This window comes from Shewanella mytili (assembly GCF_046765975.1).
Lineage (GTDB): Bacteria > Pseudomonadota > Gammaproteobacteria > Enterobacterales > Shewanellaceae > Shewanella > Shewanella mytili.
Genome location: NZ_JBKOUD010000005.1, coordinates 34,085 through 48,983 on the forward strand (window position 1 = coordinate 34,085; position 14,899 = coordinate 48,983).

A 14,899-nucleotide genomic window follows, 5' to 3' on the forward strand; every position below is an offset into this window, starting at 1 on the left:
AACGAGTCTAACAGTGGCAAAACAGATCCAAGCGATTCGCGGCATGAACGACATTCTGCCCGACCAAAGCCCCGTGTGGCAAAAAGTTGAGGCGGTATTGCGCGCCTCAGTGGCGTCATTCGGTTACAGTGAAATCCGTACTCCAATTGTGGAGAATACCGATCTTTTCAAGCGCTCCATTGGTGAAGTGACCGACATCGTTGAAAAAGAGATGTACACCTTTGCCGACCGCAATGGCGACAGCCTGACATTGCGCCCAGAGGGGACCGCTTCCACCGTGCGTGCCGGTAATGAACATGGCCTGCTGTACAATCAGGAGCAACGCCTGTGGTATATCGGCCCCATGTTCCGTCACGAGCGGCCACAAAAAGGGCGTTATCGCCAGTTCCACCAGTTCGGGGTGGAAGTGTACGGCATCGCCAGCGCCGAGATTGATGCCGAAGTGCTGATGTTGTCCGCGTCCCTGTGGGACAAGCTGGGCATGCGCGAGCATGTGTCACTGGAACTCAACACCCTAGGGGATAATGACGAACGGGCGGCGTACCGCGATGCCCTGGTGCAGTTCCTTGAACAGCATAAAGAGGTGCTGGATGAAGACAGCCAGCGCCGGATGTACAGCAACCCACTGCGGGTGCTGGACAGCAAGGATCCCCAAGTACAGGCCCTGCTGGCCAATGCGCCAGTGTTGATGGATTACCTTGGCGAAGACTCAAAAGCACATTTTTCCCGCTTGTGTGAACTACTGGAAGCCGTAGGCATCCAATACCAGGTCAATCCCCGCTTGGTTCGCGGGCTCGATTATTATAATCGCACCGTTTTTGAATGGGTGACTGACAGCCTGGGCGCTCAGGGCACCGTACTGGCCGGCGGCCGTTATGATGGTCTGGTGGGGCAACTGGGCGGCAAAGACACCCCAGCCGTGGGTTTTGCCATGGGGCTGGAGCGCATTGTGTTGCTGCTGGAGACCCTGGAACTGACTGCGGATGTGGCAGCTCCCGTGGATGTGTATGTGACCGCCATGGGGGATGAATGCGTGGCTGAGGCCATTAAAATCGCCCAGTCACTGCGCCAGGCATTGCCTTCGTTACGGGTGATGAGCCACTGCGGTGGCGGCAACTTCAAAAAACAGATTAAACGGGCCGATAAGAGCGGTGCGGCTTATGCACTGATTATTGGTGAAAGTGAATTGGCGGATAACAAGGTAGCCGTAAAACCTTTGCGCGACAGCAGCGAACAACAGCTGGTAGCGCGTGATGCACTGGCCGCCTATCTTGCGGAACAACTCAAAAAATAACAAGGGGAAGCGCAGGTGGAAATTTACAGCACAGAAGAACAACAGGTTGAAGCGATTAAACGCTTTTGGAAAGACTATGGAACTTCAATCCTGGCCGGTGCCGTGATTGGCTTGGGTGCGCTCTATGGCTGGAATTACTATTCCCAGTACAAGATTGACCAAACCGAAGCTGCCTCTGAAGCATTTAATGTGGCGTTGTCAAAAAGTACCGATGAAGCTGCAACCTTGGCCGCTGCAGCGGCGTTTGACAAGGACCACGCCCAGCCAGGTTACTCAGCGTTGATGCAGCTGGTGGTGGCCAAAGCGGCTGCGGAAGCCGGCAATTTCGACAAAGCCGTAACCGCACTGCAGCAGGTGCTGGATAACAAGCCTTCTGCGGCAGTGGCTGCCATTGCCAGCTTGCGCATGGCGCGGCTGCAGGCAGAGCAAGGCCAGCTGGATGCGGCTTTGACCACGCTGTCCAAGGTGGCTGACGAGGCCTTTGCGGCTGAAAAAGCGGAACTTGAAGGCGACTTTTATGCTCGCAAGGGTGATGGGGAAAAAGCCAGAAGCGCTTATGCACTGGCCATCGAAAAAGGCGGTGCGGCCTTGAGCCCGGCGTTGCAGATGAAACTTGATAACCTCAATCAGGCATAAGGAATCACCGGATGAAGTTGTGGTGCAAAACGCTTGTTGCCTGTGGTTTGGCCATGGGCGCATTAACAGGATGTGCTTCCAGTGATGTGGAAGAGATGCCTGTAAGTCCGTTACCGGAAATTTCACCGGTGGTGGCGCCGGCAGTGAGCTGGGAAGATTCTGTCGGGGATGGCGTGGGTGAATATTATTCCAGACTGCATCCGGCGGTACGTTACGGCAAGATTTTTGCCGCTTCCCGCGATGGCAAAGTGGCGGCTTTTGATGAAAAAAGCGGCGATGAACTGTGGCAGGTGGACGTGAATGAACTGTTCAGTGACGCCCTGCAAAAAGAATCCAGTGGCGTCAGTTTGTCAGCGGGCATTACCGTTGCCCAAAACAAGGTGTTCATCGGCAGTGAAAACGGGTTGCTGGCAGCATTGGATGCAGACACAGGCAACGCCGTTTGGCAAACCATGACCAATGGCGAGCTGTTGTCAGCCCCCACCGTGGCGGAAGACACGGTTGTGGTAAACAGCTCCACCGGGAGTCTGGATGCCTTTAACGTGGACAGCGGCGAAAAACTGTGGAGCTATGAGTCGGCATTGCCCACGCTGACCCTGCGGGGCACTGGCGCTGCAGCCTACGCTGAAGGCGGTTTTTTTGTCGGCACCGCTGATGGCAAAGTGGCGGTTGTGATTAAAAACAACGGGCAAGTGGCCTGGGAGCAACCGATTTACGTGCCCAAAGGCGGCAACGAATTCAGCCGTATGGCCGATGTGGATGTTACCCCGTTACTGCAGGGTGACAACCTGTATGCCGTCAGCTACAACGGCAATCTGGTCAGTTTGGAAATGCGCAGCGGCCGGGTAGTGTGGTCACGCAAGTATTCCAGTTTCAATGAACTGGCCGCCGGCGGTTTGCATCTTTATCTGGTGGATGATCACGGCCGCATTTATGCGGTGGATCGCCGCAACGGGCTGGAGCTGTGGAGCAACAGTGAGCTGACCAATCGCCAGTTAACATCACCGGCCGTTTATCGCGGTTACGTGGTGGTGGGCGATTTTGAAGGCTACCTGCACTTCATCAGCCGGGAAGACGGCTCCCTTGCGGGGCGTATCAAGGTTGACGGTTCAGGATTATTCAGTCAGCCCCAGGTGGTTGATGATAAAATCTATGTACAGGCCCGTGATGGCAAGGTAGCTGCCATTTCGCTCCCATAAACGCTAGAATATCGGTTTGTGAAGCCTCTGGGACTCTACCTGGAGGCTTTTTGTTGTTTAAGAATTTCAAGAGGAAAAACATGATTCCTGTCGTGGCCCTGGTGGGGCGACCCAATGTGGGTAAATCGACCCTGTTTAACCGGCTTACCCGTACCCGCGATGCGTTGGTGGCGGATTATCCGGGCCTGACCAGGGACCGTAAGTATGGCCGAGCCTTTCTCTCCGGCCATGAATTCATTGTGGTGGATACCGGTGGTATTGACGGCAGTGAGGAAGGCATTGAAACCAAAATGGCCGAGCAGTCCCTGGCGGCCATTGCCGAGGCGGATGTGGTGCTGTTTCTCACCGATGCCCGCGCCGGTCTGACTGCTGCCGATGAAGCCATTGCCAGCTATTTGCGCTCCCGGGAAAAAACCACCTTTGTGGTGGCCAATAAGGTTGACGGCATTGATGGCGATTCCGCCGTGGCGGAATTCTGGGCCTTGGGCCTTGGCGAAATTTATCAGATAGCCGCCGCTCAAGGGCGGGGTGTTTCCAGCCTGATTGATAATGCACTGGCACCTTTTGCCAAAGAGATGGCAGAAGATGACGATGATGCCGACGGGGAGCCAAACAAGCCCCTGCGGGAATACACCGAAGCGGAAGCGGAAGCCGAGCAAGCCAGGTTGCAGGAGTTGCCCATCAAACTGGCGATTATCGGCAAGCCCAATGTGGGCAAATCCACGCTCACCAACCGCATCTTGGGTGAAGAGCGGGTGGTGGTCTACGATCAACCCGGCACTACCCGGGATTCGGTTTACATTCCCATGGAGCGGGACGGCCGGGAATATGTGCTGATTGATACCGCCGGGGTGCGCCGCCGGACGAAAGTGCACGATGTGGTCGAAAAATTTTCCGTGATCAAAACCCTGAAAGCCGTAGAAGACGCCAATGTGGTGCTGCTGGTTGTGGATGCCCGAGAAGGCATTGCCGAGCAGGATCTGGGCTTGCTGGGTTTTGCCATTAATGCCGGGCGCGCCTTGGTGATTGCGGTGAATAAGTGGGATGGCATCGATACTGACATCAAGGAACGGGTAAAAGCGGAGCTGGACCGTCGTCTGGGCTTTATCGACTTTGCCCGGATTCACTTTATCTCGGCCTTGCACGGTACAGGCGTTGGGCACCTGTTTGAGTCCATTGAAGAAGCCTATGCCAGTGCCACCCGCCGTGTGGGCACCTCCATGCTGACCAAAATCATGCAGATGGCCCAGGATGATCACCAGCCGCCACTGATTAACGGTCGCCGGGTGAAGCTGAAATATGCCCATGCCGGTGGGTACAATCCGCCGATTATCGTGGTGCACGGTAACCAGGTGTCCCGTTTGCCGGACTCATACAAGCGTTACATGATGAACTACTATCGGCGCACCTTGAACATTGTGGGTACCCCCATCCAGCTGCGTTTCCAGGAAGGGGCCAATCCGTTTGAAGGCAAAACGGAAAAACTGACCCTGAGTCAGGAGCGGCGACGCAAGCGCATGATGGCCCATATCAAAAACCGTCAGTAACCGCCGGTGAAATACCAAAATCCTCCACCAAGCAGTGGGGGATTTTTTATGGAATGAAGAGGCAGATGGCCAGCATCTTTAGCGGCATCCGTGCAAGACATTATCATTGAGTTGGCCTTGATTGATGCACAAAAAAACCGGCTACTGCCGGTCTTTTTGTCATTGCATCGCGGTTAGTCATCCCCGTGATTGCATTTATCATCGGTGCAGACACCGTACAGATACAAACTGTGATTGGTCAGCTTGATATTGTGTTGGCTGGCAATCTCATTCTGGCGGCGCTCAATCAGTTCATCGGTAAATTCCATCACCTTGCCGCAGGTAAGGCATACCAGATGATCATGATGCTCTTGTGTGGCCAGTTCGAACACCGCTTTGCCACTTTCAAAGTGATGACGGGTGACAATCCCTGCATCATCAAATTGGTTCAATACCCGGTATACGGTCGCCAGGCCAATCTCTTCACCTATATCCAGCAGCTTTTTATACAGATCTTCAGCACTGATATGCTGATTTTCAGGCGACTGCATGAGTTCCAGGATCTTGACCCGAGGCAGGGTCACTTTTAATCCTGCTTTTTTCAGTGCTTGATTTCCATCGGTCATGGCATATCTCTTTTGGCGGAACCCTGGACAGCACCAGATGGTTCGGAATTGGTTAATGAGTTTCATTATATGGGGGTTATTCAAAAACTTAAACCTCTGATGCGGTTTTTGTCCGCATCCGTTACCCATTTAGCGCGCTTTGTGGTAAAAACAAATTATTAACATTGTTCAGGATGTGGTTATACCAAGGCACAATTGTCTCTTAAGGCGGCTACAGGCAAGATGGCCCAAAAACAACAAACGAGGTAGCGGATGTACCATCATATTGTTGTACTGACCGGCGCCGGGATTTCGGCAGAGTCTGGCTTGAAAACATTTCGGGACCAGGATGGTTTATGGGAAGAGCATCGCATTGAAGACGTGGCGACGCCCGAGGGGTACCAGCGTGATCCCGTCATGGTTGAACAATTTTACAACCATCGCTGGCAACAGCTAAATGATCCGTCAGTTGTGCCCAATGCGGCTCATGAGGCACTGGCAAAATTGGAGCGGGAATTTCCCGGAAAGCTATTGGTGGTGACCCAGAATGTGGATAACCTCCATGAGCGCGCCGGCAATCGGCAACTGCTGCACATGCATGGTGAACTGGGTAAGGGACGTTGTCCCCGGTCACGGCAAATATTTACCCTGCACGAGCCTTTTGGACCGGATAACTGCTGTACTTGCTGTATTCCTGCCCAGCGTTTGCGCCCCCATATTGTGTGGTTTGGTGAAATGCCGCTGGGAATGGACAGAATCCATGATGAGTTGGAGCGCTGCGATCTGTTCATTGCCATTGGCACCTCGGGTACCGTGTATCCGGCTGCCGGTTTTGTGGAAATTGCCAGCCACCACGGCGCATTGACCGCCGAGGTGAATATTGCCGAAAAGGATCCCCACAGTCTGTTTCACCTGCATTATCAAAAAATGGCCAGTGAGGCGGTTCCCCAACTGGTGGATAAAATTTTGAAGGGCAGTCTTTTTGCAAAATAAGGTATTGGCAGAAGGCACTTTACATAAGTGCCTTTTTCATCTTCCATTAAAAAAATAATGCACTGCTATTTTTTCTGATTAATGACCATGAATATATAAAGGGTTATTTTATGACATATTACCCTTGTATTAGGTAGCGTATTCAACAGCCTTGTTTTTAAGTTGTTATTCATACGGTTTTAATTTCTCGACTTAATTAATCCTTGATAATAGATATTTAATTCAAATTTAATTTTTGAAGAAAATATTAATTCCTATTTAATAAATAAAAGCGATAAATTTTTATCTCGGAATAGAATTTGTTTTAGGTCAATTTTATCCGCCGATAATTAATTAATACTCCTTATTGATAATTAAACCCACAACACAATATTAATTAAATTAAGAAAACTGGCAGAAATTTTCTTGTCACGGTTTGGTATCGTTACAGGTGATTACTGCTTGTGAGTTTACTGAGCAGGAGTAAATGATGAACATGCAATACCGCAAACTGGCATTGTTATTAGGGGCCTTGGTGCTAGGCGCTTGTGGCTCAGATGGTAAAGACGGGGCTGATGGCGCTCCCGGTGCCCCTGGCACTCCGGGAGAGCCGGGGAAACCGGGGCAGGATTTGACCCATACCCCGGTGACCAGCTCTTTAACCACCCACCTTGAGGTGATTGATTATCGTTTTGATGAAGGCTCAATCAGTTACGAATTTGAAATTACAGATGAAAATGGCAATCTGATTAACGGTCTGGAAAGTGCCGAGGCAAAAGTGGCCGCTGCCACGGATAAAGGGTTTATCAATAACCGTGATGGCATGAATGGCGGTGCTGCCACCATGAGCACCGAAGGCGCGGTGCTGGAAGTCTTGGGCGATGGTCATTACCGCTTTATTGCTCCCATGCCGGCGGTGAATGCCGGGACTGATGGCATTGTCTGGTTACGTGTGGGCGGTTCGCGTAATACGGCCATTGCACGCTCAAGCGCTTTAGTGGTGAATAAACCCGAAGGCAGTTTTTCCACCACCACTGAAAGCTGTTATTCCTGCCATGTGGACTATTCGTTAAGTCCCCGTCGTCACTCCAGTTATGTGGCCGAAGGCATGGATGGCAATATCGATTTTGTCGCTGGCTGTCTGGTGTGCCATGGCTCGGTGAGCCGTACGATGGAAGGGGGGAGTTATGCCTCCAATACGCTGTCCAAAATCGGCCATATCAACCATCAGGCCTTTACCACCAATTTCAGCGTGATGAACTGTAGCAGTTGCCACGTGGACGTGACGGCCAATATCAATATTGTGGGACCGGGTTGCATTGATTGCCATGACGCGGGTGCCACAGCGGCCGGCGACATTTTACCTGCCAATGGGCTGGATTTACGTAAAATGCATGAAGCCGCTGCCGGTATCAGCTATAACACTTCCATTGTTAACCGCTATAAAATCAGTGGCACGCCATTAGCACAAAATGCGGCGGGGCAGTGGTGCACCACCATGTCACTTTACGGCGTGGATGAAAATGGTGAAACCTTGCTGAACCTGCAAGCCATGACGGATGAAGACCAGACAGCACATAATGCGGATAAGCCGGTGAGGTCTACCAGCGCTTATATTCATGCTTATTACAACAGCAGTTTTGGTGCCCGTATCTCCAATCGATATGATGCCAGTTATGATGCAGACGGCAATAAAACCATGTGTTTTAACAATGTTGATCTGACCGCTTACCCGGGCGTGTCGCTGGTTGCATCCCTGCGGCTGACCTTTACCGGAAAAAATTATGCCACGGATACATCCGATCTTGCGTCCATTCAGGGATATACCGATGTGGTTGACCCCAACAGTCTCAGCGTGGCGGGTTTTGACCGGCGCCATGTCGTGTCTGACAGCGCTTGCGCTACCTGTCATAACAGCGGCACCGATTTCCATCGCGCGGGCAGTTTCTCCGAGGGCGGTATAGGTTGCATCGGCTGTCATAACAATGGGCAGGATCGCCGTGCAGGGTCCAGTGCGCCGGGATTCGGTCCCATGGTACACAGTATGCACTGGGGGGTGGGGAGTGTGGATGGTGAAGGCAATGCCAATGCTGCCAGCGCCATCAATCCGCAAAGCAGTTGTGTTGCCTGTCATGCTGATGGTGTGAGCCTGAATGACATTCCGAACCAATTCATCAAGGCCCGCGCTTATGGCACCAGCAACAAGATGGCCAGCCCCATTACCGCCAACTGTTACGCTTGCCATACCGGTGCTGCCGCATTGAGCCACATGCAGCAAAATGGTGGTGAAATTGACCGAGATGTTACCGACACCTGGTACATGGACAGCACCACAGAGGCTTGTGCCGTTTGTCATGAAACCGGCAAGGCGTACGGTATCGACAAATATCACAAGTTCTGATGGTAAAAGCGTTGTCCGGCAGTGGTGACTGCCGGACACATGGGGGCGTTACTCCCCTAAAAAGCTGTAACCAGGCGTTTTAACAGCGCCTGATGCAATTGAGTAGTTTGGCATTAATCCCTTGTTTCAATCCTTTTGGCGGCCTGTTTTGCAGGCCGTTTTTTTATGTGGCCCCTGGGTTAACCAAAACTGATGCTGGGCGTATCGTTGCCATGGAGGGCTGGCAGGGTTTGTGCCACCGCCAGCATGGCACTGGTGAGTTGGTGCAGCTCTTGCGGGCTAATGATGTAAGGCGGCATGATGTAGACAAATCGGCTGAAGGGGCGTACCCATACCCCTCGCTGCACAAATTCACGTTGCAGCAGATTGGTGTCAACAGCGTGGTGCATCTCCAACACGCCCACTGCACCCAACACCCGAACATCCTTGACTGCCGGCAGGTGAATGGCATCTTTGAGCTCAGCACGCATCTGCTGCTCAATGGCGGCTACCTGCTGATGCCAGTGGCCTTCGGCAATTAATGCCAGACTGGCCCTTGCTGCGCTGCAGGCAAGGGGATTGGCCATGAAGGTGGGGCCGTGCATGAAGACACCGGCGGGCGAGTCGCTGATGCCACTGGCCACTTCATCGCTGCAGACGGTGGCGGCCAGGCTAATGTAGCCGCCGGTCAGGGCTTTGCCCACACACATGATATCCGGGCTTATCCCGGCGTGATCACAGGCAAACAGTGCGCCGGTACGGCCAAAGCCGCTGGCAATTTCATCGGCAATCAATAACACCTGATAGCGATCGCACAGTTGCCGTGCCGCCCGTAAATAATCGGCGCTGTAAAACCACATGGCTCCGGCACCTTGCATGATGGGTTCCAGGATCAGCGCGGCAATCTGCTCATGATGCTGTGCCAGCAATTGCTCCAATCCCTCAATGTCTTGGCTGGCATCTTCGCCGAAACGGCTTGTGGGGGCCGGGGCAAAGAGCTGCGGCGTTACGTTACTGCCAAACATGGTGTGCATCCCTTCATCAGGATCGCACACGCTCATGGCGGCAAAGGTGTCTCCATGGTAGCCGTGGCGAATGGTCATGATCCGCTGTTTTTGCGGCGCATTGCGCCCTTGCCAGTATTGCAGCGCCATTTTCAGCGCCACCTCCACGGCAATGGAGCCGGAATCTGCCAGAAACACCTTGCTTAGCCCGGCGGGCAGCAATGCCAGCAGTTGTCGGCTGAGTTCGATGGCGCCTTCGTGGGTGATGCCGCCAAACATCACGTGGCTTAACTGTTGCAACTGCTGCTGCATGGCGTTGAGGATGCGGGGATGCTGATACCCGTGAATGCAGGCCCACCAGGAGCTGGTACCGTCTATCAGTTCCTGTCCGTTAGCCTGGGTTAATCTGGCGCCCTTGGCGGCGGTGATGCCGTACATCTGATTGGGATGCGCCATGGAGCTGTAAGGGTGCCACACGTGTTGCCGATCAAATGCATAATCAATATTGTTCATAAATCAACCAATTGTAAACTGATAATATTCATTGGCGTTGACTGATGTCGGCGCAGAGGTATGCTAGCCAAATTAAAAATCCCCTTCAAGCGACTTTGCTGACAAGGGCATGCATTTAACAGGACGCGCGGGAATGTTGCAGACAGAATTACGCCATGATTGGCAACGGGAAGAGATTGAAGCGCTTTTTGCCTTGCCAATGAATGATTTATTGTTTCAGGCGCACACGTTGCATCGGCAACATTTCAATCCTAATGAAATCCAGGTAAGCCGCTTGCTGTCGATAAAAACCGGCGCTTGTCCGGAAGATTGCAAATACTGCCCCCAAAGCGCCCGTTACGATACCGGCCTGGAGCAGGAGCGGCTGCTGGAAATGGAAAAGGTGCTGACAGAAGCGCGCAGCGCCAAGGCTGCCGGTGCCACGCGTTTTTGCATGGGTGCCGCTTGGCGAAACCCTAAAGCCCGGGACATGCCCTACCTGACAGAGATGGTCAAAGAGGTGAAAGCCCTTGGGATGGAAACCTGCATGACGCTGGGCATGCTGAACCAGCAGCAAGCCAATGAGCTGGCAGCGGCCGGGCTTGATTATTACAACCATAATCTGGACACCTCACCGGAATTTTACGGCGACATCATTACCACCCGCACCTATCAGGATCGCCTGGACACGCTGGCTCATGTGCGCGCCGCAGGCATGAAAGTGTGCTCCGGCGGCATTGTCGGCATGGGCGAAACCGTTACCGACCGTGCCGGGTTATTGCAGCAGTTGGCCAATATGCCCAAACATCCCGACTCCGTACCGATTAACATGCTGGTGAAAGTGGCCGGAACCCCGCTGGCTGAACAGCAGGATTTGGATCCGCTGGAATTTGTCAAAACCATCGCTGTTGCCCGCATCATGATGCCGTTGTCGCGGGTGCGCTTGTCTGCCGGCCGGGAAAAAATGAGCGATGAGTTGCAAGCCATGTGCTTTTTTGCCGGAGCAAATTCCATTTTTTACGGTTGCAAACTGCTGACCACCATTAACCCGGAAGAGGGCGATGACATGAGCCTGTTCCGGCGTTTGGGGGTAAAACCGGAACAGGGGCAAGCCGCCATGGTGGAAGAGGAAGGCAATGAGCTGCAACATGCGGTCAATCATGCCAACGCCGTTGCCGACAAAGCCAGTGGCCAGTTTTATGATGCGGGGGCACTGTAAACGGTGACCGGGAGTACTTCATTGTTGCAGCGTATTGCCATCAGGCAACAGCAGCAACAGGCCGCCGGGCTGCTGCGTCGCCGGGTGCTGACCGAGCAGCGCTTGCCAGGGCAGGATGCTCAAAACATCATGCCCAGAACCGTGCAGCGCCAGGGCAGGATACTGGTGGATTTTGCCGGCAACGACTATCTCGGCCTGTCTTTTCATCCCCAGGTGATTGCCGCCCAGCAACAGGCGCTGCAACGTTATGGCTGCGGCAGTACCGCATCGCCGTTAGTGAGTGGTTACAGTGAGGCCCATGCGCTGCTGGAGCAGCAATTGTGCCGTTTGTCGGGTCATGAGGCCGCCTTGTTGCTGCCCAGCGGTTTTGCCGGCAACAGTGCATTGCTCAAGACCCTGTTCAGCGCTGCTGATACGGTGATTGCCGACAAACTTATTCACGCCTCCATGATAGATGCCCTCAAGGATCATCAGGTTAAGCTCAGGCGTTTTCCCCATAACAATCTTGATGCCGCCGCCAAGCTGTTGGCCCGTTTTCCGGGAAGTGCCCTGGTGACGGAATCCGTCTTCAGCATGGATGGCGACAGCGCGCCGTTAACTGCGCTAGCGGCATTATGCCAACAGTTTGACAGCCCGCTGATCATCGATGATGCCCACGGCTTTTTATTGAGCGACTCCCTGACCGTGCAGCCCTTTGCCCGGTTGGTAACGTTTGGCAAGGCCTTAGGCGGACAGGGCGCGGCCATTCTTGGCGCCCGTGCCTTGATTGATTTTCTGGCGGCCAATGCCCGGGAATACATTTATTCCACCGCCTTGGCGCCGGCCAGCTGTGCCGGCGTCACGCAGGCGCTGCAATTGGCTGCAAGTGGGCACTTACAACAACGGCTCAAGCAGAATATCGAACTGTTCCGCCAGGAATGCCAACGCCTTGGCATTCGCCTGATGCCTTCGGCAACCGCCATTCAGCCATTGCTGCTTGGCAGTAGCGAGCGGGTGATGCAGGTGGCTGGCGAGCTGCTGCAACAAGGCTTCCTGGTGGGAGCTATTCGGCCGCCTACCGTGCCGCAAGGGCAGGGGCGCTTAAGGATCACCCTTAGTGCCAGCCATCAGCCAACGCAGTTGCAAGCCTTGGCAACCGCCATCAGGGAGTGCTGTGATGCCGGTTGATGCACAACAGGTTGCCGTCCGTTTTGCCAAAGCCGCCAGTGGTTACCAGCAGCATGACTGCCTGCAGCGGCGCACTTCATCACTCTTGCTCGATGGCTGCACTGTGAATGGCGGCAACTGGCTGGATGTGGGCTGTGGCCCCGGCACTGAGTTTGCCCGTTTTCATCCGGCAGGGGTGACGGCGGTGGATATTGCACCGGCCATGTTGCAGCAGGTGCGTAACAGGTTTCCCCATTATCAGACAATTTGTACTGATGCACAGAAATTGGCGCTGCCAAGCCATATGTTTGACATGGTGTACTCGAACCTGGCCTTGCAATGGTGTGGCGAGTTGGGATCGGTGATTGGCGAGTTGAAACGGGTGCTGCGTCCTGGCGGCGAGGTGCGTATTGCCATGATGGTGGAGGTCTTGCCTCAGCTGCAAACACTGGGCTTGTCTTGTCACCGCTTTGCTGGACTGGCCCATATCCGGCAGCAATTTGCGGCATTCCCCTGGCAGGAAATCGCGCTGGAACAGCAAACTATTCGCTGTTATTTTAGTGAGTTGCGTGACCTTTTGTATTCGTTGAAAGGCGTGGGAGCCTCCATGGCCGCACCTTCACAAGGGTTGCGGGGGCGTAGCTACTGGCGGGGGCTGGCGGCGCGTGCAGAGCGGCTGCGCACTGCTGACGGATTGCCGCTGGACTATCACATCGTGTTTATTACCGCCCGCAGTTAGCGCCGTGGTGTATTGAGGGTTTTAATTATGATTTTTTTTGTCACAGGTACGGATACCGACAGTGGTAAAACCCATGTGGCCGCGGCATTGCTGCACAAGGCCAGAACCACTTATCACATGAAAACCGTGGGCGTAAAACCCATTGCCTCGGGATGCGAGAGTACGGCGCAAGGGCTGCGCAATTCGGATGCGTTGATGTTGATGGCGGAATCCACCCTGCAGCTGGATTATGAGAAAATCAATCCCTTCACCTTTGCCCCGGCCATTGCTCCCCATGTGGCGGCAGCTGACATTGGTCTGGAGCTTAGCCCTGAGTCTGTGCTGTCCCGTCTGGATTTGACCCAGTATGCCATGGCAGATTTCTGTTTGATGGAAGGGGCTGGCGGCTGGCGTTTACCGCTGGGGCAAAACCGCTATTTATCCGAAACGGTCGCGGCGTTGGCCATGCCGGTGATTGTGGTAGTGGGCATGAAGCTTGGCTGCCTTAATCATGCGGTGATGACCGAAGAGCTTATTCGGGCTGACGGCTTGCGGGTGGCCGGTTGGGTGGCCAACCGGGCGCAGGCGGATATGGCGCGTTTTGATGAAAACCTGGCAAGCTTGCAGCAGATGATGCAGTCGCCATGCCTTGGGTGCATTCCGCACCTGCAGGATGCACCGGTATCGGCAATGGCAGAATATCTGGACTTGACGCCCTTGTTGCGCGCCAGCTGATAACGGCCTGCTGACTCATGCCTCCTGACGCTCGCCCATGCCATGGTCGGGCGTTTTTTTGTCCCTGAGTCTCTTTGGGCCGCCTATGACGGTCAGGCCTGAGCGCTTAACATATGGGAGAGGTCGCTGCCAACGGGCACCGGTATCTCTTGCTCCACGCCGCTGAACAGATAGGCTTCCTTGTCTCCTTGCAGTGACAAGCTGTCATCCTGCCGGTACAAGGCGGTGCCTTCTTGAATGCCCAGCACCGGTGTCAGCGGGTCAACGCAGGTGAATTCCAGAATGCGCTGCGCCCTGGATTCCCCATTGTGCCCGGCCAAGGTGGCATTGCTGTAATGGGGATTGACTTGAAAAGGCACCAGCCCCAGTGCGGTAAAGGAGGGCGGCTCAATAATCGGCATGTCATTGGTGGTCCGGATGCTTTTACCGGCAATGTTGGCACCGGCGCTCCAGCCAATGTATGGCTTGCCTGCTTCGGTTTGCTCGCGGATGAGGTGTAGCAAATCGTAACGATACAACTCATGGAGCAGGTGGAAGGTATTGCCTCCCCCGACAATAATCCCCTCGGCATCGCGAATGGCCTGTTTGGGATCGCCATGTTGGTGGATGGCGCTGATATCCAGCTGCAATGGTGCCAGGCCATTGACCACGGCTTCCAGATAGGTGTCGTAACTCATGCTGACACCCGCATAGGGGATAAATAGCCATTTACGTGCCGTGGCGGTTAATGGTGCAATAAAGGGTAGCGTATGCTCCAGATAAGGGGTGTTACCGGCGCGGGAGCTGCTCAGCAGCAATGCTTGAATAGCCATGTCATCATCCAGCTGGTTAATGTGTCAGACCATACTAGCAAAAAGCGCCCGCCAGCCATAATTTTCTGTTTTTTCATATTTTAGTCATTGCTGATATGTTATTAATCCTGTTTTAATCCGTCGTTTCTAGACTGCAGCCTTCTGCTTGGGATAGTAGGGAA

General features: G+C 53.9%; 13 protein-coding genes. 10 read left to right on the forward strand and 3 right to left on the reverse strand.

The features are described from left to right. Window positions 1–13: 13 nt before the first annotated feature. The 4 genes from hisS to der all read left to right on the forward strand — a co-directional run bounded on the left by hisS (window position 14) and on the right by der (window position 4,676). Window positions 14–1,294, forward strand: coding sequence for a histidine--tRNA ligase (gene hisS, locus ACIDEJ_RS06850; protein WP_411987343.1), 1,281 nt, complete (start codon window positions 14–16; stop codon window positions 1,292–1,294). Window positions 1,295–1,309: 15 nt separating this feature from the next. After that, window positions 1,310–1,930 carry a YfgM family protein gene (locus ACIDEJ_RS06855; RefSeq protein ID WP_411987344.1) on the forward strand — a complete coding sequence of 207 codons (621 nt, stop codon included), beginning with the start codon at window positions 1,310–1,312 and terminating at the stop codon, window positions 1,928–1,930. 11 nt (window positions 1,931–1,941) lie between these two features. Beyond that, a complete protein-coding gene (gene bamB / locus ACIDEJ_RS06860) occupies window positions 1,942–3,129 on the forward strand; it encodes an outer membrane protein assembly factor BamB (protein WP_411987345.1) in 1,188 nt (395 codons plus the stop codon). Between the two features lie 80 nt (window positions 3,130–3,209). Beyond that, window positions 3,210–4,676 carry a ribosome biogenesis GTPase Der gene (der, locus tag ACIDEJ_RS06865; protein WP_411987346.1) on the forward strand — a complete coding sequence of 489 codons (1,467 nt, stop codon included), beginning with the start codon at window positions 3,210–3,212 and terminating at the stop codon, window positions 4,674–4,676. 173 nt (window positions 4,677–4,849) lie between these two features. Here the strand turns inward: der and fur are convergent, their stop codons facing one another. Continuing rightward, window positions 4,850–5,281, reverse strand: coding sequence for a ferric iron uptake transcriptional regulator (gene fur / locus ACIDEJ_RS06870; protein WP_411987347.1), 432 nt, complete (start codon window positions 5,279–5,281; stop codon window positions 4,850–4,852). A gap of 252 nt (window positions 5,282–5,533) precedes the next feature. Between fur and cobB the strand changes: the two genes are divergently transcribed. After that, window positions 5,534–6,253: a Sir2 family NAD+-dependent deacetylase gene (gene cobB / locus ACIDEJ_RS06875; RefSeq protein WP_411987348.1), complete on the forward strand. Its 720-nt coding sequence runs from the start codon at window positions 5,534–5,536 to the stop codon at window positions 6,251–6,253. 466 nt (window positions 6,254–6,719) lie between these two features. After that, entirely contained in the window at window positions 6,720–8,633 is a 1,914-nt protein-coding gene (locus ACIDEJ_RS06880) for a multiheme c-type cytochrome (RefSeq protein WP_411987349.1), read from the forward strand. A 179-nt stretch (window positions 8,634–8,812) separates the two neighbouring features. Here the strand turns inward: ACIDEJ_RS06880 and bioA are convergent, their stop codons facing one another. Next, window positions 8,813–10,129 carry an adenosylmethionine--8-amino-7-oxononanoate transaminase gene (gene bioA, locus ACIDEJ_RS06885; protein WP_411987350.1) on the reverse strand — a complete coding sequence of 439 codons (1,317 nt, stop codon included), beginning with the start codon at window positions 10,127–10,129 and terminating at the stop codon, window positions 8,813–8,815. A 133-nt stretch (window positions 10,130–10,262) separates the two neighbouring features. Here bioA and bioB point away from each other — a divergent pair, with 133 nt between their 5' ends. The 4 genes from bioB to bioD are packed head-to-tail and all read left to right on the forward strand — an operon-like array spanning window position 10,263 to window position 13,926. Then, window positions 10,263–11,327, forward strand: coding sequence for a biotin synthase BioB (bioB, locus tag ACIDEJ_RS06890; RefSeq protein WP_411987351.1), 1,065 nt, complete (start codon window positions 10,263–10,265; stop codon window positions 11,325–11,327). Window positions 11,328–11,348: 21 nt separating this feature from the next. Then, window positions 11,349–12,494 (forward strand): aminotransferase class I/II-fold pyridoxal phosphate-dependent enzyme, encoded by a 1,146-nt coding sequence (locus ACIDEJ_RS06895; RefSeq protein ID WP_411987352.1) that lies wholly within the window; start codon window positions 11,349–11,351, stop codon window positions 12,492–12,494. Then, window positions 12,484–13,212, forward strand: coding sequence for a methyltransferase domain-containing protein (locus ACIDEJ_RS06900; protein ID WP_411987353.1), 729 nt, complete (start codon window positions 12,484–12,486; stop codon window positions 13,210–13,212). The genes ACIDEJ_RS06895 and ACIDEJ_RS06900 overlap by 11 nt, the downstream gene beginning before the upstream one ends. Before the next feature lie 30 nt (window positions 13,213–13,242). Continuing rightward, entirely contained in the window at window positions 13,243–13,926 is a 684-nt protein-coding gene (bioD, locus tag ACIDEJ_RS06905) for a dethiobiotin synthase (RefSeq protein ID WP_411987468.1), read from the forward strand. A 92-nt stretch (window positions 13,927–14,018) separates the two neighbouring features. On the opposite strand, the gene pepE is transcribed toward bioD, so the two are convergent. Next, window positions 14,019–14,738 carry a dipeptidase PepE gene (gene pepE, locus ACIDEJ_RS06910; RefSeq protein WP_411987354.1) on the reverse strand — a complete coding sequence of 240 codons (720 nt, stop codon included), beginning with the start codon at window positions 14,736–14,738 and terminating at the stop codon, window positions 14,019–14,021. Window positions 14,739–14,899: the final 161 nt, after the last annotated feature.